The sequence below is a fragment of the Lysobacter sp. 22409 genome (genome assembly GCF_052045105.1).
GTDB classification, from domain to species: Bacteria; Pseudomonadota; Gammaproteobacteria; order Xanthomonadales; family Xanthomonadaceae; genus Lysobacter; species Lysobacter antibioticus_B.
Genome location: NZ_JBQEOE010000029.1, coordinates 39,777 through 65,933, shown reverse-complemented (window position 1 = coordinate 65,933; position 26,157 = coordinate 39,777). Strand labels below are relative to the sequence as shown.

Here is a 26,157-nt window from a genome sequence, read left to right as displayed (position 1 = left end):
TCACACCTCACGCGAGGGATTCATCCAATGACAGTACCCGAGCAGGCTTCCAGTGTAGGCGCGCAACGCCGCGAACGACTGAAAGCACTGCGTGAAGCCGCCTTGCGCCGCCCTGTGTTGGCGCGTCATCTTTCCGATGGATTCAACGGTCGCTGGTCGGGCCGCCAGTGGGTGCAGGCCGGTCTGTTCGCGACCCTGGGCATGATGGTCGCAGCCATCGTGCCGGGCTTCAGCCAGTCGACCGCCTCGGTGCGCGTGCACGAGCCGCGCCAATCCCTGGCCTTGGCCCTGCCGCCGCTGCCGATCGCCCGCGTACGCGGCGAACACGGCGACAGCTGGCAGTTGGTGCGGATCAATCGCGGCGAGACCCTGGGCTCGGTGTTCAAGGACCTGGACATCCCGGCCTCGACGATGCACAAGATCCTCGAACAGCCCGGCGCCAAGGAAGCCCTGAAGCGCATGAAGCCCGGCACCGAGCTCGGGTTCGACATGCCGGTCAACGGCAGCCTGCGCACCTTCCGCTACGACCGCGACGACAGTCACCGCATCGAGCTGAGCCTCGCCGGCGACAAGATCACCCAGAAGATCATCACCCGACCGACCGAGAGCCGCACCGTGGTCCTTAGCGGCAAGGTCGGCAAGTCGTTGTTCCGCTCGGCGCGCAAGGTCGGGCTGACGCCGGCCAACATCAATACGCTGACCGACGACATCTTCAAGTACGACATCGACTTCAACGAAGACGTAGGCGCCGAAGACCGTTTCAGCGTCGTGGTCGAACAGACCTGGCGCGAAGGCGAACTGCTCAGCACCGGTCCGGTGCTTGCGGCGACCTTCACCAGCGAAGGCCGCCTGCATACGGGCTTCCGCTTCGAGCGCGGCGGCAAGGCCGAGTACTTCACCGGCGACGGCCGCCCGCTCAAGAAGAGCTTCATCCGCATGCCGATTCCGTATGCGCGCCTGACCTCGGGCTTCGGTTCGCGCCGCCATCCGGTGCTGGGCCGCATCCGCATGCACACCGGCGTCGATTACGGCGCGGGCACCGGCACGCCGATCATGGCCGCGGGCGACGCGCGCGTGCAGTTCGTCGGCTGGAAGGGCGGTTACGGCCGCGCGGTGATCCTCGACCACGGCCGCGGCTACACCACGCTGTACGGGCACATGTCGAACTTCGGCCGCATCCGGCCCGGCCAGCACGTCGGCCAGGGCACGGTGATCGGCTATGTCGGCAGCTCCGGCCTGGCGACCGGCCCGCACCTGCACTACGAATTCCGCATCAACGGCGTGCACCGCAACCCGCTGTCGGTGACGATGCCGCCGCCGGAGCCGCTGAGCGGCATGGCGCTGGCCCAGTTCCGCACCCAGACCGGCGTGGCTCTGGCGCGGATCCGCCAGGTCGAGAACATCATCTACGCCGATGCGGGCCCCGCTCCGGCCGCGACGCCGGCCAAGGCGAACGCGAAGAAGAAGACGACCAAGGCCTGATCGGGCCGCGGCAAGCGAAAGGCCTCTTCGGAGGCCTTTGTGCTTTTTGGGGATGGCGTCATGGATGCCATGCAAGGGCGGGAGGCGTTACCGTGGGGCGCTATACCGCATAGGAAACTCGTCGTGATTGGGAATTCGGCTACTTCAGGCCTTGGGAGCCCTCGTCGTGATTGAGAATTCTTCGGTCCCGGCGGCCACTCGCGTCGTCTCCCTCACAGGAATCTTCACCATGGTCCCGGCTGCCGCTGGCGTCGCTACGCCCCTTTCAGGCCTTTTGGAGCTCCGTCGTGGTTGAGAACTCTTCGGTACCGGCTGCTGTTGGCACCGCTACGCCTGTTTCAGGCCTTTATCTTGGACTGATCTCCGGGACCAGCGCCGACGGCATCGACGCCGCGCTGGTGCGCTTCGCGGACGGCGCCGCGCCGACCCGCTGCGAACTGGTGCTCGGCCGCACCTACCCCTGGCAGGAGGCGCTGCGCGAGCGCCTGGTCGCGCTCGGCCAGGGCGGCGACGCGCGTTCGCTGGAAGAACTGGGCACGCTCGACGTGCAAGTCGCCGAAGCCTTCGCCGACGCGGCGCTGAGCCTGATCGGCGAGGCCGACGTGGCCGTATCCGAGGTCGCCGCGATCGGCTCGCACGGCCAGACCGTGCGTCATCGCCCGGCCGGCGCCGGCTACGACGGCCGCCACCCTTTCACCTGGCAGATCGGCGACGGCGCGGTCATCGCCGAACGCAGCGGCATCGCCACGGTGGCCGATTTCCGCCGCCGCGATGTCGCCGCCGGCGGCCACGGCGCGCCGCTGATGCCGGCCTTCCACGCTGCCCTGCTGCATTCCGACGCCGAGGACCGGGCCGCGCTCAATCTCGGCGGAATCGCCAACTTCACCCTGTTGCCGGCGCACGGCGACGTGCGCGGTTTCGACACCGGGCCGGCCAATTGCCTGATGGACGCCTGGGCGCTGCGCCACCTGGGCACGGCGTTCGACGCCGACGGCGCCTTCGCCGCGCGCGGCACGGTCGATGCGGACCTGCTTGCGCGCCTGCTCGACGAGCCCTGGTTCGCCCTACCGCCGCCGAAGAGCACCGGACGCGAGCAATTCCACCTGGCCTGGGTCGAGGCCCGCCTGAGCGGCGCGGAGGCGCCACAGGACGTGCAGGCGACCCTGCTGGAACTCAGCGCGATCACCACCGCCGATGCCTTGCGCGCGCACCAGCCGGCGACGAAGCGGGTGCTGGCCTGCGGAGGCGGCGTGCGCAATAGCGCCCTGCTCGAGCGGATCGCCGCGCATCTGCCCGGGGTCGCGGTCGAGTCGACCGTGCCTTACGGCCTGGACCCGGACTTCGTCGAGGCGATGGGCTTCGCCTGGCTGGCGCGGCAAACCTTGAGCGGACTGCCGGGCAACCTGCCCAGCGTCACCGGCGCGCGCGGTCCGCGCGTACTCGGTACGGTGCACCCCTCCGCCTGACCGCGGCCGCTGTCGGCGCGACCCGGCTTCAGGCCGAGTCGGTGTTGATGCGGAACTCTTCGAGCAGTTCCAGGCTGCTGAAATCCGGACCGCTCGGCTTGGGCTCGGCCGGTTCCGCGCGGCCGATCAGGGAGAACCCCGGGTCGCTGGGGATGTGCTCCAACGCCGCGATCGCTTCCTGCAACGCCGAAGCGTCGGTGTCGCTGAAACGCCCGACCATCTCGGCCTCGACCGCGAACAGCCCGCTCTCGATCAGGTGCAGCGCGGTGCGCTGCAGACTCCAGCCACGCGTCTCCGCGACCCGGCGAATGCGGTCGGCCAGGATGGCGTCCAGGTTGTGCAGGATGATGTCGGCCACAGACGAGCAAAGTGCCATCGTTGCCGTATCGATAGCAACACGAAGTTGCTGGATTCGCGTTCAGGAACTCGACTGCACCGACGGTCGGCGCCTGCCGGCGGATACGAGGCGCCGCGATCAGGCCGTGATTTGTACCGCCGTCGGCGGTTTGCGCGCCACCAGCACGATGCACAGCAGCAGGGCCGGGATGCCGACCAGCGCGGTACCGACGAAGAACAGCGAGTAGGCCTCGAGCAGGCTGCGATCGATCGCCAGGTGCTCTACGGCGACGCCGGACAAGCCCTTCAACACCTTGCCCAGCAGGGCGTAGAACGAGCTCAGCAAGGCGTACTGGGTGGCGGTATAGCCGACGTTGGTCAGGCTGGACATGTAGCCGACCAGGGCCACGCCGGCATAGCCGTTGCAGAAGTTGTCGATCACCATCGCCGCGGTGAACACGCCCGGGTCGTTGCCGTGCAGGGCCAGGTAGGCGAAGGCCAGGTTCGAGCCCGGGCCGAGCACCGCGCCGGCGAGCAGGGTCTGAATGAAGCCGAAGCGCACCGCGGTCAGGCCGGCCGCGGCGACCCCGGCGATGGTCGCGACCAGGCCGAACGAGCCACGCACCGCGCCGACGGTTTCCTTGGCCATGCCGAGGTCGGCGTAGAACGGATTGGCCATCGGCCCGAACAGGAAATCCGGCAGCCGGTACAGGCTGATGGTCAGCAGCATCAACAGCGCCCATTGGCCGTGCTGGCGGAAGAAGGCCACGAACGGGCCGACCAGGGCGTCGAACAAGCCTCGAGCGGAGAACAGCGCCGGGTGCGGGCTCGCCGCGGCGAGCACCGAAGCGGCCGGCTCGCGCGCCGACAGCGTCGCCAGCACGCCGACCCCCATCAACGCCGCCATCGCACCGTAGGACAGCGACCAGCCGGCCTGCGCGGCGAGGATCAGGATCAACGAATCTGTGACCAGCAGGGCGCCGCGATAGCCCAGGGTCGAGGTCGAGGTCAGCAGCCCCTGCTGCTCGGGGCTGGATGCGCTTTCGATGCGCCAGGCGTCGATGACGATGTCCTGGGTCGCCGAGGCGAAGGCCACCACCAGCGCCAGCGCGCCGAACACCAGCAAGTGGTTCAAAGCGACTCCGCCGAGCAGCAACTGGCCCTGGCGCGGTTCGACCAGGGCCATGCCGACCAGGGCCGCGCCGACGACCAATTGCGATAGCAGCATCCAGCCGCGGCGCCGGCCGAGCCAGCGCCCCAGCACCGGCGCGTCGAGCTTGTCGACCAGCGGCGCCCACAGGAATTTCAGCGAATAGGCCAGCCCGACCCAGGACAGGAAGCCGATGGTCGACAACTCGATGCCGTTCTCGCGCATCCAGAAGCCGAGGGTGTTGCCGACCAGGTAGATCGGGATGCCCGAGCTGAACCCGAGCAACAGCATGACCAGGACCTTGGGCTCGCGCAGGTTGGCGAGCACCAGCCGCCAGCCCTTGCGCGCGGGCNNNGGCCGCGGCGCCGGTCTCAGAGGTCATAGTCGACGCTGAAAGGCGCGTGGTCGGAGAAGCGCGGTTCCTTCAGGATCGAGCAGCCGCGCAGCCGGTCGCGCAGGCTCGGGGTGGCGAACTGGTAGTCGATGCGCCAACCGACGTCGTTGGCGCGCGCGGCGCCGCGGTTGCTCCACCAGGTGTAGTCCTGGCCCTCGGCGTTCAAGCTACGGTAGGCATCGACCCAGCCGCTTTCGTCCATGCACACGCCGTTGAGCCAGTCGCGCTCGGGCGGCAGGCAGCCGGAGTTCTTCTGGTTCGAGGTCCAGTTCTTGATGTCCAGGCGGGTGCGGACGATGTTCCAGTCGCCGCACAGGACGTAGTCGCGGCCGCTCGCCAGCCATTGGTCGAGAATGGGCTTCAGCCATTCCATGACCTCGAACTTGAAGCCCTGGCGCAGCTCGCCCGACGAACCGGACGGGATGTAGAACGAGACCACGCTGAGGTTGCCGAAACGCGCCTCGATGTAGCGGCCTTCCTCGTCGAACGGCGCCCAGCCCAGGGCCGTGCGGACCTCGTCGGGCTCGCGCCGGCTGTAGATCGCCACGCCGCTGTAGCCCTTCTTGGTGGTGGCGTCGCGGAAATAGGCGCGGTAGCCGTCGGGCAGGAAGGCCGGCCCGGCCAACTGGTGTTCCTGGGCCTTGGTCTCCTGGACGCAAAGCACGTCCGCGTTCTGGGTCTTGAACCAGTCGAAGAAGCCCTTGGTCGTGGCCGAGCGCAGACCGTTGGCGTTGAAGCTGATGATGCGCATGCGCGCTCCACATCCGAAGTGCGCACGATCATAGCAACGGCCGGGCACGGGTATCATGTCGGCCATGACCGTGGCGACCTCCGTTTTCAGCGATTCCGCGGCCGCCGTGCGCGTGCTGCCGGTGAACGAGGCGCTGGCGCCCGCGGTGCGCGCGCTGCAGGTCGCCCCCGAGCAACTGCCCTTCGTCGGCGACACCGCGTTCAACCTGGCCGACACCTGGCGCGACCCGAACAGCGAGGCGATGGCGGTGCTGGCCGGCGACCGCGTGGTCGGCTTCTACCGGCTCGACTTCAGCGTCCAGGCCATCGCCGGGCGCTCGCTCGGCGAGCCCGGCGTGGGCCTGCGCGCCTATATGATCGACCGCACCCAGCAAGGCCGCGGCTACGGCACGCGCGCCATCGCCGCCTGCCGCGACGACCTGCGCCTGCGTCATCCGCAGCGCCGCCTGCTCGCCCTGACCGTCAACGTGCGCAACCGCCCGGCGATCTCGGCCTACCTCAAGGCCGGCTTCGTCGACACCGGCGAGCTGTTCCACGGCGGCAACGCCGGCCCGCAGCACCTGATGCTGTTGCGCCTGATTCCTTCTTCCCCCGACCCGACCCCGCCATGACCGACCATCGCCATCGCTTCCTCCAGCTCGCCCTGAACGCCGACGCCCTGCGCTTCGGCGAGTTCACCCTCAAGTCGGGCCGGGTCAGTCCCTATTTCTTCAATGCCGGCCGCTTCGACTCGGGCGCGGCATTGGCCGGGTTGGCGAGTTGCTATGCCGATGCGATCCAGGCCGCGGGCCTGGAGTTCGACCTGTTGTTCGGCCCGGCCTACAAGGGCATTCCGCTGGCGACCGCGCTCGGCTGCGAATACGCACGCCGCGGCCGCGACCTGCCGCTGGCCTTCAACCGCAAGGAAGCCAAGGCCCATGGCGAAGGCGGCATGCTGATCGGCGCCCCCCTGGCGGGCCGCCGTGTGCTGATCGTCGACGACGTCATCACCGCCGGCACCGCGATCCGCGAGGCGCTGGGCCTGATCGCCGAGGCCGGCGGCAGCGTCGCCGGCATCGTCATCGCGCTCGACCGCCAGGAAGCCGTGGCCCCCGCACAATCCCGACGCTCGGCGGCAGAAACTGTCGCAATCGAACACGCTCTGCCGGTGGTCGCGATCGCCACCCTCGACGACCTCCTCGCCTTCACCGGCGAGAGTGCAGAGTTCGCCTCACAGCGCGAACGCCTGCTGGCTTATCGCAGCGCCTACGGCCGTAGCGCGGAAACCTGATCGCCGGACGGCGGCAGGAGACGGTTGCGGGCGGCGGCGACGCCCGCTCTGTGATCGCAGGCACGAAAGAGGAGACCGAGATGGCCCGACTCTTGCTTGGTTCTTTAGCCGATTGGCCGACCGTTCGACGGCACGAGGGCGACATGAACCGACTCCATACCCTGCTGGCCAGCGCGCTGCTGCTGGCGCTCGCTGCACCGCTGGCCAACGCCCAAGCGGACGCGGGAAGCCCGGCCAAGAAGCTTTACTGCTGGAACGAAGGCGGCCGCAAGGTCTGTGGCGACGCCCTGCCCGCGCATGCCGTCGACAGCGCGCGCACCGAGATCAGCGCACGCAGCGGCCTGCGGACCGGCCAGGTCGATCGCGCCCTGACCCCGGAAGAGCGCGTGCTTGCCGATCAGGCCGCTCGCGCCGCCCGCAGCGCCGCCATGGCCGAAGAGGCGCGCAAGCGCCGCGACCACGCCATGGCCGAGTCGTACGCGACCGAGCAGGAGCTGCGCGACTCGTTCCAGGAGCGGATCATCCTGCTCGACGAGACCGTCAAGGCCTCGCAGCTCGGCATCGACGGCCGTCGCCAGACCCTGTTGAGCCTGCTGCGCCGCGCCGGCGAAGCCGAGCTCGGCACCAAGCCGGTGAGCAAGACCCTGGCCGACAACATCCGTCACCAGCACGAAGAGCTGATGCACCAGCAGGAGATGCTCAAGCAGCAGTTGGCCGAGCGCAGCGTCGCCGACGACGACCTCGCCGCGGCTCTGGAGCGCTATCACACGATGAAGGCGCGCCGGCCCAATCAGGGCTGAGCCCGGCTGGTCCGGCGGCCGTAGCGAGCGGTCGCGGCAAGCAAGCCATACAAGCACGCCCATGAACGAAAACGCCGCGGCAAGCCGCGGCGTTTTGGTGTGCGTTGTCGGCGATGCCGGTCCGGCCGGCGTCGCTTCGGTGCGCCTTAGAACGGCAGCTTCAGATCCGGCTTCAGCGCCAGCAACTGGGCGCGGAACGCGTCCTGGATCCGCACCAGCGCCTCGTGAGTGTCGGCGTCGAAGCGCATGACCAGGATCGGCGTGGTGTTGGATGCGCGCACCAGGCCCCAGCCGTCGGCGAAGTCCACGCGCAGGCCGTCGATGGTCGACAGACGCGCGCCCTCGAACGAAGCCTCGGCGACGAAACGCTCGACGAAGCTGTGCGGGTCGCCGTCGGGCGCGTCGACCTTGATCTCGGCGGTGGCTACGCCGCTGGGCAGCGCGTTGAGGGTGTCGCTCGGGCTTTGCGGCTGTGCCGACAGGATCTCCAGCAAGCGCGCCGCCGAGTAGATGCCGTCGTCGAAGCCGTACCAGCGCTCCTTGAAGAAGAAGTGGCCGCTCATCTCGCCGGCCAGTTCGGCGTCGGTCTCGCGCATCTTGGCCTTGATCAGCGAGTGGCCGGTCTTCCACATGAGCGGGCTGCCGCCGTGGCGCAGGATGTGGCCCGGCAAGCGGCCGGTGCACTTGACGTCGTAGATGATCATCGCGCCCGGGTTGCGTTCGAGCACGTCGGCCGCGAACAGCATCAGCAGCCGGTCCGGGAAGATGTTCTGGCCGTCGCGGGTGACCACGCCGAGGCGGTCGCCGTCGCCGTCGAAGGCGATGCCGAGATCGGCGTTCAGGCGCTCGACCATCTTGATCAGGTCGACCAGGTTGTGCGGCTCGCTCGGGTCCGGGTGATGGTTCGGGAACTCGCCGTCGATCTCGCAGTACAGCGGCGTGACCTCGGCGCCGATCGCGGCGAGCACGCGCGGACCGACGTCGCCGGCGACGCCGTTGCCGGCATCGACGACCACCTTGAGCGGACGATCGATCTGGATATCGGAGGCGATGCGCTGGACGTAGTCCTCGGAGATGTCGCGCTGCGACAGCGTGCCGGGCTCGGCCGCGGTGTGCAGACGGCCTCCGACGATGCGCTGGTACAGGTCGGTGATCGTCGCGCCCGACAGGGTCTCGCCGCCGACCACGACCTTGAAGCCGTTGTAGTCCGGCGGGTTATGGCTGCCGGTGACCGAGACGCAGGAACCCGCGCGCAGGTGATAGGCACCGAAGTAGACCAGCGGGGTCGGCGCCAGGCCGATGTCGACGACGTTGCGGCCGGCCTTGCGCAGGCCGGCGATCAAGCCTTCGATCATCGCCGGGCCGGACAGGCGGCCGTCGCGGCCGACGACGATCTCGGTCAGGCCCTGGTCGTGCATCACCGAGCCGATAGCGTGGCCGATCATCTGGGCGACGCCGGGGTCCAGGGTCTGGCCGATCACGCCGCGGATGTCGTAAGCGCGGAAGATTCCGCCATCGATGGCCACGGCCTTGGGCGCGGCGGAGTTCTGGCTTTCGGTCACGTTGGCATCGGTCGCTTCGAGCGGAGAGACCGACATGGTCTCAGCCAAAGTCTGAACCGGGCCTTCGTCTTCGACCGGCACCGTGCGGTAGGCACGTTGACGCAGGCGCATCAGCACGAACGCCAGCAGGCCGAACACCACCGCGGCAATGAAGCAGCTCAGTGCCCCGAGCCCCAGCGGGCCGCCGGGCACGTCCGGCACCGCCGCGGCCAGGCGCAGGTCGCTGCCGGGGATCTTGGCCGCCATCGCCTCGGCGCCGTTGCCGAGCGAGGTGTCGCCGCGTTCGATCACGCTGAAACCGCCCTGGCGCAGGGCCAGGTAGCTGCTGCCGTCGACGTCGGCCTTTTCGATGCCGTCGCTGATGCGCTGCAAGGGCAACTGCAGATAGGCCACGCCGACCAATTGCTCGCCGGCGCGCGCCGGCGCAGCCAGCGACAGCACCGGCTTGCCGCCGTCGCGCACGATCGCCGCGGTCGGCTTGTCGGCGACGATCGCCGCTTCCATCGCCGCGAGCCGGCCGTAGCCGCTCTTCGGCAGTTGCGCGTAGTCGCCGGCCAGGTCGGGCGGCAACACCGCGCCGGCCTTGGCACCGGGCCAGCTCTGGGTCAGCAGGGTCGCGGCGCGCTGCAGGTCGCCGGCTTGCAGCGCAGCCTGCATCTCCGGAGCCGCCATGCGCTCGCGCAGGCGCTTGTGCTCGATGCCGAGGGCGTCGTGGGCGGCGCTGACCGCCTTGTCGCGCGCACTGACCAGATCGGCCCGACGCGAGGCGTCCCGATGTTGCTGGATGCCGCTCCAGCCGAACCACAGGGTCAGCAGCAGGCAGACGAACGCCGCCGGCAGCAGCACGGGCTTGATTTGCGCCAGCGACAGCTGCGGCTTTTCCATTTTCACATCGACCATTGCCAGAACCTTTCCCCTGTCTGTGCCTTGCGCGGGCGATACCCCAGTCTGCACCGGGGCCGCGGATCATTCCGTCGACTGTGCCTCGTGGCGCGGTCGCTCCCGTGGTTGTCTAGCACGATGTGTGCCATGGCACCCGTTATTCGCTCAGCGCACCCCGGTATGGCCGAAACCGCCGCCCCCGCGCGCGCTGCTTTCGAACTCGTCGACCACCTGCAGGCTGGCCCGCACGATCGGCAGGACCACCAACTGGGCGATCCGATCCCCCGGCTGCATCGTAAAAGTCTCGCGGCCCCGGTTCCACACGCTGATCAGCAGCGGGCCCTGGTAGTCGGCGTCGATCAGGCCGGTGCCGTTGCCGAGCACGATGCCGTTCTTATGGCCCAGCCCCGACCGCGGCAGGATCACCGCGCACAAGGTCGGGTCGCCGAGATGGATGGCCAGGCCCGACGGCACCAGCGCGGTGTCGCCCGAGTGCAGGATCAGCGGCTCGTCGAGCGCCGCACGCAGGTCGAGGCCGGCGCTGGCCGGGGTCGCATAGCTCGGCAAGGGCCATTCGTGGCCATGCCGCGCGTCGAGGATCTTGAGTTCGAGCGTGTGGTTCATCGATTTGGAAGTCCGGACAGGGAGGGCGCCGCCGCGGCGCGCAAGGCTTAGGCCGGCCAGCGCGCGAGGATCAGGTCGAGCAGTTCGTCGGCGAGTTGGGTCTTCGGCGCCGGGCCCAGGGCGCGGGCGCCGTCGCGCCAGTAGACGGTGAGCGCGTTGTCGTCGCTTTCGAAACCGCTGCCGGCCACGCCGACGCGATTGGCCGCGATCAGGTCGACCCGCTTCTTTTCCAGCTTGCCGCGGGCGTAGAACTCGACGTCGTGGGTCTCGGCGGCGAAGCCGACGACCAGGGTCGGGCGCTGCGGATGCGCGGCGACCTCGGCCAGGATGTCGGGCGTGCGCACCAGCTCGAGGGTGAGCTGCTCGTCTTTCTTCTTGATCTTGCCGGACGCGACCTGCGCCGGCGCGTAGTCGGCCACGGCGGCGGCGCCGACGTAGGCATCGGCCGGCAAGGCCCCGATCACCGCCTCGCGCATCTGCCGGGCCGAACGCACGTCGATCCGCTCGACCCCTGCCGGGGTCGCCAGGGCGACCGGGCCGGCGACCAGCACCACCCGGGCGCCGCGCCGCGCCGCGGCCTCGGCGATCGCGAAGCCCATCTTGCCGCTGCTGCGGTTGCCGATGAAGCGGACCGGGTCGATGTCTTCGAAGGTCGGGCCGGCGCTGACGACGAGGCGCCGGCCGGCGAGGCTGGCGCCGCTCATGCCATCGCTCCGGCGAGGGCGGCGACCAGTTCCTGCGGTTCGAGCAAACGGCCGGGGCCGGATTCGGGTTCGGCCATGCGGCCCTCGCCCGGGCCGAAGAACGCCACGCCGCGCCCGCGCAGGGTCGCGACATTGGCCTGAGTGGCGGGATGACCCCACATGCGGTGATTCATCGCCGGGGCGATCGCGACCGGCGCTTCCGAGGCCAGGCACAGCGTGCTGATCAGGTCGTCGGCGAAACCGTGGGCCAGCTTGGCGATCATGTCGGCGGTGGCCGGCGCGATCAGGATCCGCTGCGCCCAACGCGCCAGTTCGATATGCCCCATCGCCAGCTCGGCCGCCTCGTCCCACAGCGAGCTGCGGACCGGATGGCCGGACAGGGCCTGGAAGGTCGCGGCACCGACGAAGCGGGTGGCGTTCTCGGTCATGCCCACGCGCACCTGGGCGCCGGCGTCTTGCAGGCGCCGCACCAGGTCGGCCGCCTTGTAGGCGGCGATGCCGCCGCAGACGCAAAGCAGGATGCGCTGGTCGTGCAGCGGCAGGGATTTGTCTTGCGCCATGGGCGGGCCGGAGCTCGTTCGGTTCTCGATGCAGGTTCGGAGACGATGAGTGATGCGGCCGCGACGAACGCCGCGTCGGCGAATCCCTACATCCTCTCGGCGGTCTAGCTTACCCGATGCCCCGCACGCCCCCGATGCCGCCCCTGGCCGGCACCGCACAGGATGCAGCCATGAGAATCCACGAATGGCCGAGCGCGGAACGCCCGCGCGAAAAATTGCTCGCCCACGGCAGCGGCTCGCTGTCGGACGCCGAGCTGCTGGCGATCTTCCTGGGCTCGGGCCTGCGCGGCCAGGACGCGGTCGGCACCGCCCGCGGGCTGCTGACCGAGCACGGCCCCCTGCGCGACCTGCTCGACCAGCCGCCTGCCAAGCTGGTGCGCATGCGCGGCATCGGCACGGCCCGCGCCTGCGCCCTCAAGGCCGCGCTGGAACTGGCCACGCGCTGCCTGCGCGCCGAACTCGACCGCGGCACCGCCCTGACCGACCCGGAATCGGCTGGGCGCTACTTCGCCCAGCGCCTGCGCGGCCTGCAGCACGAGGTGTTCGCAGTCATGTTCCTGGACGCCCGTCACCGCGTGATCGGCTTCGAGGAAATGTTCCAGGGCACCATCAACGGTGCCGAGGTGCATCCGCGCGAGGTGGTCCGGCGCGCCCTGCAGCGCAACGCCGCGGCGGTCATCGTTGGCCACAACCACCCCAGCGGCAACGCCGAGCCCAGCCAGGACGACCGGGCGGTCACCGCCCGCCTGAAGCAGGCCCTGTCCCTGGTCGAGATTCGCCTGCTCGACCATTTCGTGGTCGGCGACGGTCTGCCGATCTCGATGGCCGCGCGCGGCTGGGTTTGAACCCCGGTCGGGACGATGGCCCGGGGGCCGACCGCTCCGCCCCGTACTCACGGCGCCTGGACGTGCCAGGCCGGAATATCCGCGGCCCGACGAAGCCGTCGATCGCCCGCGCAAGCCCGTTCGATACGGGTAAAATGCGCGGTTCCGTAATGCCCTGCGAATCGCAAAGTCCCCTGTGAAAGCCACCCTACATGCGCTCGTCGCGCAGGCCATCGACGCATTGCGCGCAGCCGGTACCGTGCCGGCCGACCTGTCCACGCCCGATTTCGTCATTGAGCGCCCCAAGAGCCGCGCCCAGGGCGACTTCTCGACCAACGCCGCGATGCTGCTGGCCAAGCCGGCGCGCAGCAATCCGCGCGAGATCGCGCAGAAGCTGATCGAGGCCCTGCCCGCCAGCGCCGATCTCGGCCGGGTCGAGATCGCCGGCCCGGGCTTCATCAACTTCCACGTCGACGAAGCGGCCTGGCGCCGCCAGTTCGGCGAGGCGCTCGCCCAGGGTGCGCAGTACGGCCGCAACGCCAGCGGCGCCGGCCGTCGCGCCGGCGTCGAATACGTTTCGGCCAATCCGACCGGCCCGCTGCACGTCGGCCATGGCCGCGCCGCGGTGATCGGCGACTGCATCGCGCGCGTGCTCGGCGCCAACGGCTGGAACGTCGCGCGCGAGTTCTACTACAACGACGCCGGCGTGCAGATCAACAACCTGGCGATCTCGGTGCAGGCGCGCGCGCAAGGGCGCACGCCCGGCGACACCGACTGGCCCGAGGACGGCTATCGCGGCGATTACATCGCCGACGTCGCCCGCGCCTATCTCGACGGCGCCACGGTCGAAGTCGACGGCCACAGCATCACCGGTGCCGGCGACGTCGACGATCTCGACGCGATCCGCCGTTTCGCCGTGGCCTATCTGCGCCGCGAGCAGAACGCCGACCTGGCTGCCTATGGCGTCGGCTTCGACGTGTACTTCCTCGAAAGCTCGCTGTACGAGCAGGAGAAAGTCGAGGAAACCGTGCGCGAGCTGATCGCCCACGGCCACACCTACGAAGAAGGCGGCGCCTTGTGGCTGCGCTCGACCGATTTCGGCGACGACAAAGACCGCGTGATGCGCAAGTCCGACGGCACCTACACCTATTTCGTGCCGGACGTCGCCTATCACCTGAGCAAGTGGCAGCGCGGCTACGAACGCGCGATCACCGAACTCGGCGCCGACCATCACGGCTCGCTGGCGCGCGTGCGTGCCGGCCTGCAGGCGCTCGACGCCGGCATTCCGCAAGGCTGGCCCGAGTACGTGCTGCACCAGATGGTCACGGTCATGCGCGGCGGCGAGGAAGTGAAGCTCTCCAAGCGCGCCGGCAGCTACCTGACCCTCCGCGACCTGATCGACGAAGCCGGCCGCGACGCGGTGCGCTGGTTCCTGATCGCGCGCAAACCCGATTCGCAGCTGACCTTCGACATCGACCTGGCGCGTTCGCAGTCGATGGACAACCCGGTCTATTACGTCCAGGTCTCGCATGCGCGCATGTGCGGCCTGATGCGCCAACTCGCCGAGCGCGGCCTGTCCTATGACGCGGCGCACGGCCTGGCCCAGCCGCTGGACCTGAACGACGCCGCCGCGCACGAGCTGATCGTGACCCTGCTGCGCTATCCGGACGTGGTCGCGGTCGCCGGCCGCGACCTCGAGCCGCACCAGATCGCCGGTTATCTGCTCGAATTGGCGCAGACCTTCCAGACGTATTACAACGACCACCAGTTCCTGGTCGACGACGACGCCCAGCGCCATGCTCGCCTGGTGCTGGCCGCGGCGACGCGCCAGGTGCTCGCGAACGGTCTCGAACTACTTGGGGTGAACGCCCCGGAGGTAATGTAAGTGGCAGCACGACGCGGAAAATCTCAGGCCAAGCGCAACCAGGGCAACGACAGCCTGCCGGGCTGGGCCTGGGGCGTGATCGGGCTGCTGCTGGGTGTCGTGTTGATCCTGGTCGCGCCCAAGTACCTCAAGTCCGACGGCGACGGCTTCTTCCGTCCGCAGCCGAACCCCGACGCCCAGCCGGCCGCGGTCACGGCCGATGAAGAGCCGGTCGCGCCCGAGGACAGCAACGCGGCGGCCAAGCCGGCGCGCAACGCCGATGCGGCCGACGCCAAGGCCAACGACGACAAGACCGGCAAGGACGGTAAGGACGGCACCGACTACGACTTCTACACCCTGCTGCCGGGCAAAGAAGTCGAGATGAGCGATGCCGAACTCGCCGCGACCGAAGCCGCCGAAGAGCAGCGCCGCGCCGCCCAGCAGCGCAGGAGCGCGCAGACTGCGGCGACCCAGCCGCAGCCGGTGCAGGCCGCGACCGCGGTGCAGACCGCGCCGCCGACGCGAACGCCGGCCGCCGCCTCGAGCACCACCGCGACCACCGTCAGCCTGCCCAAGCCGGTCGACACCATCGCCGTCGAGCCGGCCCGCACCGCCGCACCGCCGGTCCAGGTCGCCAGCGCGACCCCGCCGCCGGCCACTTCGGTCACGCCGAAGCCGCCGGCCGTCGCCGCGACCCAGGGCAACGTCGCCAAGCCCGCCGCGGCCAGCGACAACACCCGCTATCTGCTCCAAGCCGGCGCCTTTCAGGCTTCCGGACAGGCCGAGGAAATGAAGGCCAAGATCGCGATGCTCGGCCTTGGCGCGCGCGTGGAATCGGCGCAGATCAGCGGCAAGACCGTGTACCGCGTGCGTATGGGGCCCTACGGCACGGCCAGCGACCTGGCCGACGCCAAGCGCAAGCTCGCCGACGGCGGCCTGCCCGGCATGGCGATCAAGGTGCAGTAAGCCGGCGCCGCTGCGGCGGCGACAGGCGCAAAGGAAACAAGCGCAAAAGAAAAGGCCGGGCCGCAAACCCGGCCTTTTTGTTGGCCGCGATCCCCGCACAAGACCGCGATCCGGTACTCGCGCCATTGACGGCCTGCAACGCTGCATCGCCTTCCACCGCCCATTCGCCTCCGAGCGCGTGCGCATCCGGCGACCGGAGATTCGCCCGGCCCGGCATTCGCCGTACCCGAGTCGCCGACTCGCCGGGCAAAAACTGCCGCGATGCGTCACCGCGCGTCGGCGCAGCGCCACCTTCCGGCAGCGCGCCCGGCCACAGCGCGACGCCGGTCACCCTGCGTCGCACGAGCGTCGAAGTAGACTGCGCCCGCTACGTAGTCGTTGGGGATCGGATGGACAAGCGCATTCTTCTGGGCTGCCTGAGTGCGGCAGGCGTGCTGTTGTTGTTCGGCATTTTCATCAAGTTCCTGGGGTTGGACGCGAGCCAGGCGATCGAGACCGGCGTCGGCGCGATTCCGCTGCTCGACGTGTTCGGGGCCCTGATCGCCATGGGCGTCGGCGGCGCGATCGCGCGCCACGCGCATTTCCGCTGGATCGCCCTGTTGCTGATGGTGGCGATGTGGGTGCTGACCCTGTGGACGATCGTTTCGATGGCCCTCCCCGACAGCCCGCTGCCGATGCGGTCGCTGGCCGGCGCGCTGCGCTACAACGTGCTCGCCATCGTCCTGACCGTCATCGCCGCTTTCGCTGGCGCCATCCTCGGCGAACGCATCGCGCAACGACGCGGCCGGCCGGCCACGCGCTGATCCGCACCTCCACTCGGCCCTCGCGCCGCACGCTCCCAGGTTAGGGGCGGCGCAAGCCGCGACCGCGCACCGCCAGTCGAACGCAACGGTAGCGAACCGTATCCGCCACACAACAAAAAACCCGCACGCTGGCAGCGTGCGGGTTTTCGTTGTTCGCTGGAATCCGGCTAGCGCTCAGGCCTCGATGCTGGCCGCAGCCCCCGGCGCCGCATCCGATTCTTCGACCACCAGCGCCGGCCGCGCGCGCTTGAGCGCGATCAGGGCCGAGGTGTCCGACTCGCCGTAACCGCGTTCGATCAGCTCGGCGTAATCCGCCACGGCCTGGTCGATGGTCTGGGTGCGGATGCCGCTGTCGCGGGCGATGCCCTGGACGATGCGCAGATCCTTGAGCATGTGCAGGCACTTGAAGCCGGGCGCGAACTCGTCGCGCAGCATGGTCGCGCCGCGCTTGTCGAGGAACCAGTTGCTGGCCGCGCCGGCCATCAAGGTCGGCAACAGGCGTTCCGGATCCAGGCCGAGCTTCTCGCCAAGGGCCAGGCCTTCGCAGACCGCCTCGTTGATGCCGGCGACCAGGATCTGGTTGATGGCCTTGGTCGCCTGACCGGCACCGGTCGCGCCCATATGGGTGATGCGCGCGGCATAGGCGTCGATCACGTCGCGCACGCGCTCGAGCTGGGCTTCGTCGCCGCCGACCATGATCGACAGCTTGCCGTTGCGCGCGCCTTCGACACCGCCGGACACCGGCGCGTCGAGGAAGCCGATGTCGTGCACCGCCAACAGCGCGGCGGCGCGGCGTGCGGTTTCGACCGATACGGTCGAATGGTCGACCACGATCGCGCCGGGCTTGAGCACTTCGGCCAGGGCGGCGACGTTCTCCAGCACGTCGGCGTCGAGCGACACGCACAGCACGACCAGATCGCAATCGGCGAAGTTGGCCGCCGAGCGCGCCGCACGCACGTCCAGCTCCGATGCCATCGCATCGGCCTTGGCCTGCGTCCGGTTGCCCACCGCGGTCAGCACGCCCTTGCTATGCACGTAACGCGCCATCGGCGCGCCCATGGCTCCCAGACCGATTACCCCTACTTTCATTTCGACCTTCTGCCCTACGGGCGCTAAATATTTCAAAAAACCATGATGTCGCGCCGTCGGCGGACCGCCCGACCGGATGTGGACAGTACCGCGATCCCGCCCGGCCGTCGTGCGACCGGCGTTGCCGGACGATGTCGATGCGTCCCAGTCTGGGTCTACAGGCTCCCCTGCTGCCTGAACGCGCCAAGCCGCGCGCGGTGAATGCGGCGTCTTGCGCTGCTCAACCCGGGCTCAGCCCTGGCTCAGGCCTGCCATTCGTAGACGTCGAGCCGCGACGAGCCGCTGAGATGCAGCGGATCGCGGAACGCCAACACCCGGGCCTCGTCGAGATCCGACGCGCGCAGCACGTAGGCGCCGCCGCTCTTGTCGCCGAAGCCGCCGGCCAGTTCCAGCCGGCCCTGCCCGCGCAACTCGTCGAGGAAATCCCGATGCGGACCGATCTGGGCCGTGTCGAACTGCGGCAGGCGCATGGCCATCACCAGATAGCGATTCATCGTCATCGCTCAGGCCACCGGCGAGTCGTCGAGATAGGTATAACCGGTCAGACCGGTTTCCAACGCCTCGTCGAGACGGCGCGCCTCGTCAGCCGGCAGATTGGCGGCGGCGACCTTGCTGCGATACGACTCGCGCAAGTCGGCCAGCTTGTAGCCGACATAGTCCAGCATGACGTCGGTGGTGTCGCCGCGGCGCTGCTGGGCCAGGCGATAGCCGTCGCCGTCCACCCGTACTTCGACCGCATCGGTGTCGCCGAACAGGTTGTGGATGTCGCCAAGAATTTCCTGGTACGCGCCGACCAGGAAGAAACCCAGGCGATAGCTCTCGCCCGGCTTCAAGGCATGCAGCGGTAGCGAGGTGTCCAGGCCTTCGTTCTCGACGTAGGTGTCGACCTTGCCGTCGGAGTCGCAGGTCAGGTCGGCGATCACGCCGCGCCGGTCCGGCACTTCGTTGAGGCGCTCGATCGGCGCGATCGGAAACACCTGGTCGATCGCCCACACGTCCGGCATCGACTCGAACACGCTGAAATTGACGAAGTACTTGTCGACCAGGCGCTCGTTCAGCTCGTCGAGCAGATCGCGATGGCTCTTCTCGCTGCCGTCGAGGCGCGCGCGCACCGCGTGCGCGATCGCATAGAACAGATCGTCGATGCGGGCGCGATGGGTCAGGTCGATCTGGCCGAGCGCATACAGCGACAGGCCTTCGCCGTGGTGATGCTGGGCCTCGTGGAACAGCTCCACCGCCGGGCGCTGGTCGAGTTCGTCGTGGATCTCGCGCAGGTGGCGGATCACCGCCGGCTCGTCGTCGTGCGCCGGCGGCACCCGGCCTTCCGGCGCCTCTTCGATCTCCGAGACGTTGGCGACCAACACCGCGTGGTGCGCGGTCATCGCGCGGCCGCACTCGGTGACCAGGCGCGGCGGGGTCAGGCCGTACTCCTGGCAGGCCTCGGCGAGCGGCTGCACGATGTTCGAGGCGTACTGGTTGACGCCGTAGTTGATCGAGCAATAGCTGCGCGAACGCGTGCCTTCGTAGTCGATGCCGAGGCCGCCGCCGACGTCCATGTAACGCACGTTGGCGCCGAGCTTGGACAACTCGATGAAATAGCGGGTCGCCTCGCGCATGCCGTTGGCGATGTCGCGCACGTTGGAGATCTGCGAGCCCATGTGGAAATGCAGCAGGCCCAGGCAGTCCTGCAGGCCGCTGTCGCGCAATTGCTTCCACAGGTCCAGCACCTGGCGCGGGCTAAGGCCGAACTTGGCCTTGTCGCCGCCGCTGTTCTGCCATTTGCCGGCACCGAGCGAGGCCAGGCGCATGCGCACGCCGAGGCCCGGCTTCACGCCGAGGGCCTTGGCTTCCTCGAACACGACCTGCAGCTCGGACGGCTTCTCGACGACGATGTAGGTTTCCATGCCCAGCTTGCGGCCGATCAGGGCCAGGCGGATGTACTCGCGGTCCTTGTAGCCGTTGCAGACGATCAGGCCGCCGGGCCGGCTCAGCGCCAGCACCGCCATCAGCTCGGGCTTGCTGCCCGCTTCCAGGCCGAAGCCTTCGCCGGCGTGCGAGGCCAGCGTGCCGGCGACGCCCTGGTGCTGGTTGACCTTGATCGGGTAGACCGCGGTGTAGCCGCCGGCGTAGTCCCAGTCGCGCATGGCCTGGGCGAAGGCGCTCTGCAGCTTGCCGAGGCGGTCGCCGAGGATGTCCGGGAAGCGCACCAGCATCGGCAGCTTGGCGCCGGCGGCGCGGGCGGCGTCGACCACCTCGGGCAGCGCCACGGTGGGGCCGCGCTCGCCGCGCGGGCTCACCGCGATCCGGCCGGCGGCGTCGATGTCGAAATACCCTTCGGACCAGTGGGGGATCGAGTAGGTCTTGCGGGCCTGATCGAGCGACCAGTCGGACATCGGCGTGTTACCAGACAAAGTGGGGAAGGCGCATTCTACAGGCCGTACCCCCGGTGGGGACCCGCCGCGGGCGCCGGGATCGGCCGGATCGGCAAACCCGGGCCACTCGCGATATCCGTTCATACGGTCCGTTTCATATGGGTCCGCTACAATCCGCGCCCCCGGCCTCGAAAGCCTGGCCTCGAAACCCGCTGCCGGGCTCCGCACCGGCGGACCGACGCGACACCCGCGCAGCGACACCCGCCCCAGCAGCGACGCCCAACCCGCACGGCCTTTATCAGGAAGCAACGGCATGACTACCGAACCGACGTGGCACTACGAAAACTTCGAGCCGACCGGCTCGTCCATCGGCTACCGCGTCACCCGCAAGCTCGATGAAGTCCAATCGCCGTTCCAGAAGATCGAAATCTTCGAGACGACCGACTGGGGCAACCTGATGCTGATCGACGGCGCGGTGATGCTGACCACGCGCGACAACTTCCTGTACCACGAGATGATGTCGCACCCGGCGCTGTTCACCCATCGCGCGCCGAAGAACGTCGTCATCATCGGCGGCGGCGACTGCGGCACCCTGCGCGAAGTGCTCAAGCACGACGGCGTGACCGAAGCGGTGCAATGCGACATCGACGAGCAGGTCACGCGCATGGCCGAGAAGTGGTTCCCGGAACTGTGCGACCGCAACGACGACCCGCGCGCGCAGCTGCTGTTCGACGACGGCATCGCCTACATGGCCAACCGCGCGCCGAACAGCGTCGACCTGATCATCGTCGACTCTACCGACCCGGTCGGCCCGGCCGAAGGCCTGTTCAACAAGGCCTTCTACGAAAGCTGCTTCCGCGCCCTGCGCGAGGACGGCATCCTGGTGCAGCAGTCCGAATCGCCGCTGATGCTGATCGAGCTGATCAAGGAAATGCGCACCGAGATGGGCAAGGCCGGCTTCAAGACCTTCAAGACCCTGCCCTTCCCGCAGCCGTGCTACCCGACCGGCTGGTGGAGCTGCACCCTGGCGCGCAAGAGCGGCAACTTCGAGTTCCGCGAAGCCGACGCCCAGGCCAAGACCTTCGCCAGCAAGTACTACAACGCCGGCATCCACCGCGGTGCGCTGTCGACCCCGGCCTTCGTGGCCGAAGCGCTGGGCGAGTAAGCCCCGCGCGGCGCGATCGATCGCGCTCGGTGTCGGTTATAAAAAAAGCCCCGCTCACGCGGGGCTTTTTGTTGCGGCAACCGCAGGAACGTTGCTTTGCAGCGGTTTCGACTGAGCTGCGAAATCTGCCGTCGGTCGATGGCGATCTATCCACCCATCGTTGCCGTTACTTCCCGATGACCGCGCAGGCAGTAACCAACCCCGCCATCGCTCGTACTTACTCCTGCGGCTTCACCCCAAGATAAGCGCCCGCGACATATTCCGTGATCCACGGATTGTCGTTCTCCAGCTCGAACGCCCGATCGAACATGCGTTCGGCCGTCGCGCGATCGCCTTGCAACAGGTAATGCGCGCCGATTTCCGCATGCGCCTTGGCATCGTCGCGGTTGCCGGCGATGAACCGATCGAACAAGGGCTTGGCCTTCGCCCACTCCCCGGCCTCCGCGTACACGCGCGCGATGCGATACACATCGCTGTCCTCGTGCTTGCCCGAGAGAATCGCGTCGAACACCGACTGCCCTTGCGCCTTCAAGCCGCCGAGGTAATACACCCGGCCGGCGCCGATCCGCTCCCAACTGCCATTCTTGCCGGCCTGCACCAAGGCGATTTCCGTCAGCGCCTTGGCCGCCTCTTGAGGCGCTTTGTCGCGATAGGTCGCGGCGGTAGGTTGCGGCTTCTTCGTGGCGCCATAACTCGTCCCCACGCCGGCAACGAACAGGACCGCGGTGGCGGCCGCGATGATGTGTGCTTTCATGTATTCCGAACCCCCTGTGTGGACATTCGATCCTAACAGTGGAGATCGGCGGTTCGACACTGCCAAATGGATGTGCTTTTCAGCGGCATCCGCGCTTAGCGCCCTTCCGGGGCGGCCATTCGAAATACGCGAGCGCAGGAATGAAGGATGCTGCGGCGGATCGATGCCTGGCCGACTTGAGGGGTCAGCCTGCGGCACCGAACAGCTTCGCCACACCGACATTCAAGCCGTAACCGCCGATGGTCAGCACGGCGAACAGTACCGCCGCGAGCAGCATCGGCTTCGGGCCGGCCTGGCGGATCGCGCCGACATGCGTGCGCAAGCCCAATGCGGCCATCGCCATCGCCAACAACACGGTGTCGACTTGCACGATCGCCGCCTTCCACGGCGCCGGCAGCAGCTGCAGCGAGTTGAAACCGCTGACCGCGACGAACCACAGCGCGAACCACGGCACGGCGATCTTCGACTTCGCCGCGCCCGGCGCAGCACCGATCCGCGACGACAGCAGCAACAGGAACGGCGCCAACAGCATCACCCGCAGCATCTTCTCGATCACCGCCGCCGACGCGGCCGACTCGCCAACCGCACGGCCGGCGACGACGACCTGGGCGACTTCGTGGATGGTCGAGCCGGCATATACGCCGTAAGCGTGTTCGCTGAGCCCGAGATAGGGATAAAGCATCGGATAAACGAACATGCCGAGCGTGCCGAACACCACCACGGTGGCGACCGCGACCGACACCTTGTGCGCCTGTGCACGCACCACCGGCTCGGCCGCCATCACCGCGGCAGCGCCGCAGATGGCGCTGCCGGCGCCGATCAGCATCGAGGTCTCGCGATCCAGCTTGAGCCAGCGCGTGCCCAGCCAGGTGGCCAGGCCGAACACGCCGGCCACCACGACCGCATCGATCGCCAGGCCGGCCACGCCGACCCCGGCGATCTCCTGGAAAGTCACGCGAAAGCCGTACAACACGATGCCGAGCCGCAGCAGCGTGCCCTTGCTGAAGTCCACGCCGCTGCCGGCGGCGGCCGCAAACGCCGGAAAGACGGTATTGCCGACGACGATGCCGAGCACGATCGCCAAGGTCAGCGCGCTCAGGCCCCAGGCCTGCAAGGCCGGCAGCGAGGCCAGCGCCATCGCCGCGCCCGCGATCGCCGCCGCCAGCGCCAACCCCGGCCAAAACCCCGGCGAGCGGGTCAGGCCCGATTGCAGGGACGAGGCGGACGAAGACGGGTTCAGGACGGACACGGCGGGGAACTCCAGGGCAGCGGCGGATCGACAGCGGCGCCAAGGTAGGCCCGCGCACCCGGGGAGTCCAATACATATAATTCAAGTATTCATGAATTGAGCTCATGCCATGAACCTGCACCTGTTGCGCGTGTTCCTGACCGTGGTCGAACAGCAAAGCTTTTCGCGCGCCGCCGAAGCTTTGTTCGTCAGTCAGTCGGCGGTGTCCAAGGCGGTGCGCGAACTCGAACACCAACTCGACCTGCCCCTGATCGAACGCAGCGGCGCCGAAGCCAAAGCGGTGCGCGGCGTGCAACTGACCGATCACGGCAACGCGGTGTTCGAGCATGCGCGGGCGATCTTCGCCCTGGAACGCATCGCCAGCGAGGACGTGCGCGACCGCGTCGAACTGCGCCAGGGCAGCCTGCGCATCGGCGCCAGCACCACCGTCGCGGCGTATTGGCTGCCGCAGAGCCTCGGCCCGTTCGTGCGGCGCCATGCCGGGCTGACGGTGGAGCTGGTGGTCGGCAACACCGAGCAGATCAGCCGCGCGGTGATCGATTGCCGGGTCGACGTCGGTTTCGTCGAGGGCGCGGTCGAAGATGCGCGCATCCAGGCCAGCCTGTGGCGCAGCGAACCGTTGCGGCTGATCGCCGCCGCCGACAGCGCGCTAGGCGCCAAGCGCCGCCCTTCCCTCGCCGAACTTGCCCGCCAGACCTGGTTGGTGCGCGAACAGGGCTCGGGCACACGCCAGGTCGCGCAGTCGCTGTTCGCCGCGCGCGGCATCGAACCGGCGCGGGTGATCGAGATCGGCAGCAACGAAGCGATCGCGCACGCCGTCGCCGCCGACGCCGGCATCGCCTTGTTGCCGGAAACCGTGGTCGCCGACCTGGTGACGATGCAACGCGTGCGCACGATCAAGCTCGACGAAGACGCGTCGATGACGCGCCCGCTGTATCGGCTGGAATTGGTCAATCGACCGCGCGCGCCGGCGCTGCAGGCCTTTCTCGATCAGGGCGAGGCCGCCGTCTCAGCCCCGGCGCGGGCACGCGGGCCGGTTCGACGACGCTAAGGTCCGACCTGAACAATGGCCGCTTCGTTCGCGGTCGATCGGCCGTCGCAGGCGCCCATCGTATGGAGCCGCGCCGGCAGCGCCGGGCGGCGTTCGCTCACAGCGCGTCGCCGTCCATCTCACCGGTGCGGATGCGCACCGCGCGTTCGAGGTCCCAGACGAAGATCTTGCCGTCGCCGATCTTGCCGGTGCCGGCCGCCTTCATGATCGCCTCGACCACGGTGTCGACCTGATCGTCGGTCACCGCCACTTCGAGCTTGATCTTGGGCAGGAAATCGACCACGTACTCGGCCCCGCGGTACAGCTCGGTGTGCCCCTTCTGGCGCCCGAAGCCCTTGACCTCGGTCGCGGTGATGCCGGCCACGCCGGCCTCGGCCAGCGCCTCGCGCACGTCGTCGAGCTTGAACGGCTTGATCACCGCCATGACCATCTTCATCGTCGATCTCCTTGCAATACCGCGCAGGATAACGTGCCACGCGGTCGCGACCTAGGTCCGACGCGGGTCACGCCGCCCGTCGGACGCCGTTCACACCGCCTCCGCGCGCTCCGTTGGACGATGAGGACAAAGCGCTTGCGGGCCTCGCCGGCGCCGTGATGTAGTGACCGCGTCATCCACTTCGGACTTTTCCGACAACCCGCCACGGCCCCGGCCGACGGCGAGGTCCCGGTCCGGCGGTCAAGCTGACCCCATTGCCGGAGGAGCTTTCCCCACATGATCGACCTGAACTACATCGACGACCTCGCCCGCCGCCTCAGCTCTCTGCTGCCCCCGGGCCTGCGCGAAGGCCGCGAGGAAATGCAACAGAACTTCAAGTCCGTACTGCAGACCGGCCTGTCCAAGCTCGAGCTGGTCACCCGCGAGGAATTCGAAGTCCAACGCGCGGTATTGCTGCGCACCCGCGAGAAGCTCGACGAACTCCAGCGCACCGTCGCCGAGCTCGAAGCGCAACTCGACAACGCTTCCACGCCCCAGCACTGAGCCCCGCCATGAACCTGGCACTCGTGCACAGCCGTGCGCGATCGGGCGTCCGTGCGCCTGCGGTCCGGGTCGAGGTCCACCTCGGCGGCGGCCTGCCGAGCATGTCGATCGTCGGCTTGCCCGAAGCGGCGGTGCGCGAAGCCAAGGACCGCGTCCGTGCCGCGATCCAGTGCGCGCAGTTCGAATTTCCGCAGCGGCGCATCACCGTCAACCTGGCTCCGGCCGATCTGCCCAAGGACGGCGGCCGCTACGACCTCGCCATCGCCCTGGGCATCCTCGCCGCGAGCGGTCAGATCCCGCTGGAAGCGCTCAACGAGTACGAGTTCCTCGGCGAACTCGGCCTGACCGGCGAGCTGCGCGCCATCGACGGCGTGCTGCCTGCCGCGCTCGCGGTGGCCGCGCTCGGGCGCCGCCTGATCGTGCCGGCCGGCAACGGCGCCGAGGCCGCACTCGCCAGCCGCGTCGAAGCGCGCACCGGCCGCACCCTGCTCGAAGTCTGCGCCATGCTCTGCGGCCGCGCCGACTTGCCGCAGGCCCAGGCTGCGCCGCTGCTGCGCGCGCCCGGCCTGGACATGCGCGATGTGCGCGGCCAGGCGCAGGCGCGGCGCGCGCTCGAAATCGCCGCCGCTGGCGGCCACCATCTGTTGCTGATCGGCCCACCCGGCTGCGGCAAGACCCTGCTCGCCTCGCGCCTGCCCGGCCTGTTGCCCGAGGCCAGCGAGGAAGAAGCGCTGGAGACCGCGGCGATCGCCTCGGTCGCGGGTGGCGCGCACGGCCACGGCCTCGACCCGGCGCGCTGGCGCGAGCGCCCGTTCCGCTCGCCGCACCACACCGCCAGCGCGGTCGCCCTGGTCGGCGGCGGCGCCGATCCGCGCCCCGGCGAGATTTCGCTCGCACATCAAGGCGTGCTGTTTCTCGACGAACTGCCAACTATCCAGAGTAGGCTGGGCGTGCCCACATCTCTGGAAATTATCACCTAAGTGGTTTGATTTTGTTGGTGATTCACGCGCTAAAAAGGGCTTGAATCCGGTCCACACCCTTCATTGGATGAAGGGGCGCCC

At 68.7% G+C, this 26,157-nt stretch carries 23 protein-coding genes and 2 pseudogenes; 13 read left to right on the top strand and 12 right to left on the bottom strand.

Annotated features, from left to right (window positions below; genetic code table 11):
• Positions 1–27 precede the first annotated feature (27 nt).
• The gene (locus ACTJJK_RS15235) at positions 28–1,482 is read left to right on the top strand and encodes a M23 family metallopeptidase (RefSeq protein WP_223621505.1); all 1,455 of its coding nucleotides are present in this window, start codon (positions 28–30) and stop codon (positions 1,480–1,482) included.
• A 287-nt stretch (positions 1,483–1,769) separates the two neighbouring features.
• Complete coding sequence (locus tag ACTJJK_RS15230) at positions 1,770–2,948, top strand: anhydro-N-acetylmuramic acid kinase (RefSeq protein ID WP_440730640.1); 1,179 nt, start codon at positions 1,770–1,772, stop codon at positions 2,946–2,948.
• A 28-nt stretch (positions 2,949–2,976) separates the two neighbouring features.
• Here the strand turns inward: ACTJJK_RS15230 and ACTJJK_RS15225 are convergent, their stop codons facing one another.
• The 3 genes from ACTJJK_RS15225 to ACTJJK_RS15215 form a co-directional block, all read right to left on the bottom strand.
• Positions 2,977–3,324, bottom strand: coding sequence for a hypothetical protein (locus tag ACTJJK_RS15225; RefSeq protein WP_223621507.1), 348 nt, complete (start codon positions 3,322–3,324; stop codon positions 2,977–2,979).
• Between the two features lie 99 nt (positions 3,325–3,423).
• Complete coding sequence (locus ACTJJK_RS15220; RefSeq protein WP_440730639.1) at positions 3,424–4,761, bottom strand: AmpG family muropeptide MFS transporter; 1,338 nt, start codon at positions 4,759–4,761, stop codon at positions 3,424–3,426.
• 44 nt (positions 4,762–4,805) lie between these two features.
• Entirely contained in the window at positions 4,806–5,579 is a 774-nt protein-coding gene (locus ACTJJK_RS15215) for an exodeoxyribonuclease III (protein ID WP_031371324.1), read from the bottom strand.
• 55 nt (positions 5,580–5,634) lie between these two features.
• Here ACTJJK_RS15215 and ACTJJK_RS15210 point away from each other — a divergent pair, with 55 nt between their 5' ends.
• From ACTJJK_RS15210 to ACTJJK_RS15200, 3 genes are all read left to right on the top strand, one after another.
• Positions 5,635–6,189: a GNAT family N-acetyltransferase gene (locus ACTJJK_RS15210; RefSeq protein ID WP_051884667.1), complete on the top strand. Its 555-nt coding sequence runs from the start codon at positions 5,635–5,637 to the stop codon at positions 6,187–6,189.
• A complete protein-coding gene (pyrE, locus tag ACTJJK_RS15205) occupies positions 6,186–6,848 on the top strand; it encodes an orotate phosphoribosyltransferase (RefSeq protein ID WP_440730638.1) in 663 nt (220 codons plus the stop codon). The genes ACTJJK_RS15210 and pyrE overlap by 4 nt, the downstream gene beginning before the upstream one ends.
• 143 nt (positions 6,849–6,991) lie before the next feature.
• Positions 6,992–7,648: a hypothetical protein gene (locus ACTJJK_RS15200; RefSeq protein ID WP_440730637.1), complete on the top strand. Its 657-nt coding sequence runs from the start codon at positions 6,992–6,994 to the stop codon at positions 7,646–7,648.
• A 146-nt stretch (positions 7,649–7,794) separates the two neighbouring features.
• Here ACTJJK_RS15200 and ACTJJK_RS15195 read toward each other — a convergent pair whose 3' ends face one another.
• The 3 genes and pseudogenes from ACTJJK_RS15195 to coaBC form a co-directional block, all read right to left on the bottom strand.
• The gene (locus ACTJJK_RS15195) at positions 7,795–10,110 is read right to left on the bottom strand and encodes a phosphomannomutase/phosphoglucomutase (RefSeq protein WP_440730636.1); all 2,316 of its coding nucleotides are present in this window, start codon (positions 10,108–10,110) and stop codon (positions 7,795–7,797) included.
• 147 nt (positions 10,111–10,257) lie between these two features.
• Positions 10,258–10,716, bottom strand: a complete 459-nt coding sequence (gene dut / locus ACTJJK_RS15190) for a dUTP diphosphatase (protein ID WP_031371329.1) — start codon at positions 10,714–10,716, stop codon at positions 10,258–10,260.
• 47 nt (positions 10,717–10,763) lie between these two features.
• Positions 10,764–11,980: pseudogene (coaBC, locus tag ACTJJK_RS15185) on the bottom strand (bifunctional phosphopantothenoylcysteine decarboxylase/phosphopantothenate--cysteine ligase CoaBC).
• A gap of 170 nt (positions 11,981–12,150) precedes the next feature.
• Between coaBC and radC the strand changes: the two are divergent.
• The 4 genes from radC (at position 12,151) to ACTJJK_RS15165 (ending at position 16,437) form a co-directional block, all read left to right on the top strand.
• Positions 12,151–12,825: a RadC family protein gene (gene radC / locus ACTJJK_RS15180; protein WP_031371330.1), complete on the top strand. Its 675-nt coding sequence runs from the start codon at positions 12,151–12,153 to the stop codon at positions 12,823–12,825.
• A 175-nt stretch (positions 12,826–13,000) separates the two neighbouring features.
• Positions 13,001–14,689 carry an arginine--tRNA ligase gene (gene argS / locus ACTJJK_RS15175; RefSeq protein WP_440730635.1) on the top strand — a complete coding sequence of 563 codons (1,689 nt, stop codon included), beginning with the start codon at positions 13,001–13,003 and terminating at the stop codon, positions 14,687–14,689.
• Positions 14,690–15,634 carry an SPOR domain-containing protein gene (locus ACTJJK_RS15170; RefSeq protein ID WP_031371332.1) on the top strand — a complete coding sequence of 315 codons (945 nt, stop codon included), beginning with the start codon at positions 14,690–14,692 and terminating at the stop codon, positions 15,632–15,634.
• A gap of 80 nt (positions 15,635–15,714) precedes the next feature.
• Positions 15,715–16,437 (top strand): hypothetical protein, encoded by a 723-nt coding sequence (locus ACTJJK_RS15165; protein ID WP_152566145.1) that lies wholly within the window; start codon positions 15,715–15,717, stop codon positions 16,435–16,437.
• A gap of 174 nt (positions 16,438–16,611) precedes the next feature.
• Here ACTJJK_RS15165 and ACTJJK_RS15160 read toward each other — a convergent pair whose 3' ends face one another.
• The 3 genes from ACTJJK_RS15160 to speA form a co-directional block, all read right to left on the bottom strand.
• Positions 16,612–17,526: an NAD(P)-dependent oxidoreductase gene (locus ACTJJK_RS15160; RefSeq protein WP_440730634.1), complete on the bottom strand. Its 915-nt coding sequence runs from the start codon at positions 17,524–17,526 to the stop codon at positions 16,612–16,614.
• Between the two features lie 242 nt (positions 17,527–17,768).
• Complete coding sequence (locus tag ACTJJK_RS15155) at positions 17,769–18,020, bottom strand: YciI family protein (RefSeq protein WP_440730633.1); 252 nt, start codon at positions 18,018–18,020, stop codon at positions 17,769–17,771.
• 9 nt (positions 18,021–18,029) lie between these two features.
• Positions 18,030–19,919: an arginine decarboxylase gene (speA, locus tag ACTJJK_RS15150; protein WP_440730632.1), complete on the bottom strand. Its 1,890-nt coding sequence runs from the start codon at positions 19,917–19,919 to the stop codon at positions 18,030–18,032.
• Between the two features lie 292 nt (positions 19,920–20,211).
• Between speA and speE the strand changes: the two genes are divergently transcribed.
• A complete protein-coding gene (gene speE, locus ACTJJK_RS15145) occupies positions 20,212–21,063 on the top strand; it encodes a polyamine aminopropyltransferase (protein WP_223621513.1) in 852 nt (283 codons plus the stop codon).
• Between the two features lie 217 nt (positions 21,064–21,280).
• Here the strand turns inward: speE and ACTJJK_RS15140 are convergent, their stop codons facing one another.
• Both ACTJJK_RS15140 and ACTJJK_RS15135 read right to left on the bottom strand, forming a co-directional pair.
• Positions 21,281–22,015 carry a tetratricopeptide repeat protein gene (locus ACTJJK_RS15140; protein WP_152566146.1) on the bottom strand — a complete coding sequence of 245 codons (735 nt, stop codon included), beginning with the start codon at positions 22,013–22,015 and terminating at the stop codon, positions 21,281–21,283.
• Entirely contained in the window at positions 22,002–23,030 is a 1,029-nt protein-coding gene (locus tag ACTJJK_RS15135; RefSeq protein ID WP_440730641.1) for a YeiH family protein, read from the bottom strand. The genes ACTJJK_RS15140 and ACTJJK_RS15135 overlap by 14 nt, the downstream gene beginning before the upstream one ends.
• A 145-nt stretch (positions 23,031–23,175) precedes the next feature.
• On the opposite strand from ACTJJK_RS15135, the gene ACTJJK_RS15130 reads away from it, so the two are divergent.
• Complete coding sequence (locus tag ACTJJK_RS15130; RefSeq protein ID WP_036148256.1) at positions 23,176–24,117, top strand: LysR family transcriptional regulator; 942 nt, start codon at positions 23,176–23,178, stop codon at positions 24,115–24,117.
• A 97-nt stretch (positions 24,118–24,214) separates the two neighbouring features.
• Here ACTJJK_RS15130 and ACTJJK_RS15125 read toward each other — a convergent pair whose 3' ends face one another.
• Entirely contained in the window at positions 24,215–24,553 is a 339-nt protein-coding gene (locus ACTJJK_RS15125; protein ID WP_031371341.1) for a P-II family nitrogen regulator, read from the bottom strand.
• A gap of 276 nt (positions 24,554–24,829) precedes the next feature.
• Here ACTJJK_RS15125 and ubiK point away from each other — a divergent pair, with 276 nt between their 5' ends.
• Both ubiK and ACTJJK_RS15115 read left to right on the top strand, forming a co-directional pair.
• On the top strand, positions 24,830–25,096 hold the full coding sequence (gene ubiK / locus ACTJJK_RS15120; protein ID WP_031371342.1) for a ubiquinone biosynthesis accessory factor UbiK: 267 nt from the start codon (positions 24,830–24,832) through the stop codon (positions 25,094–25,096).
• 8 nt (positions 25,097–25,104) lie between these two features.
• Positions 25,105–26,034 (top strand): annotated as a pseudogene (locus ACTJJK_RS15115) (YifB family Mg chelatase-like AAA ATPase); the annotation flags it as partial.
• Between the last annotated feature and the right edge of the window lie 123 nt (positions 26,035–26,157).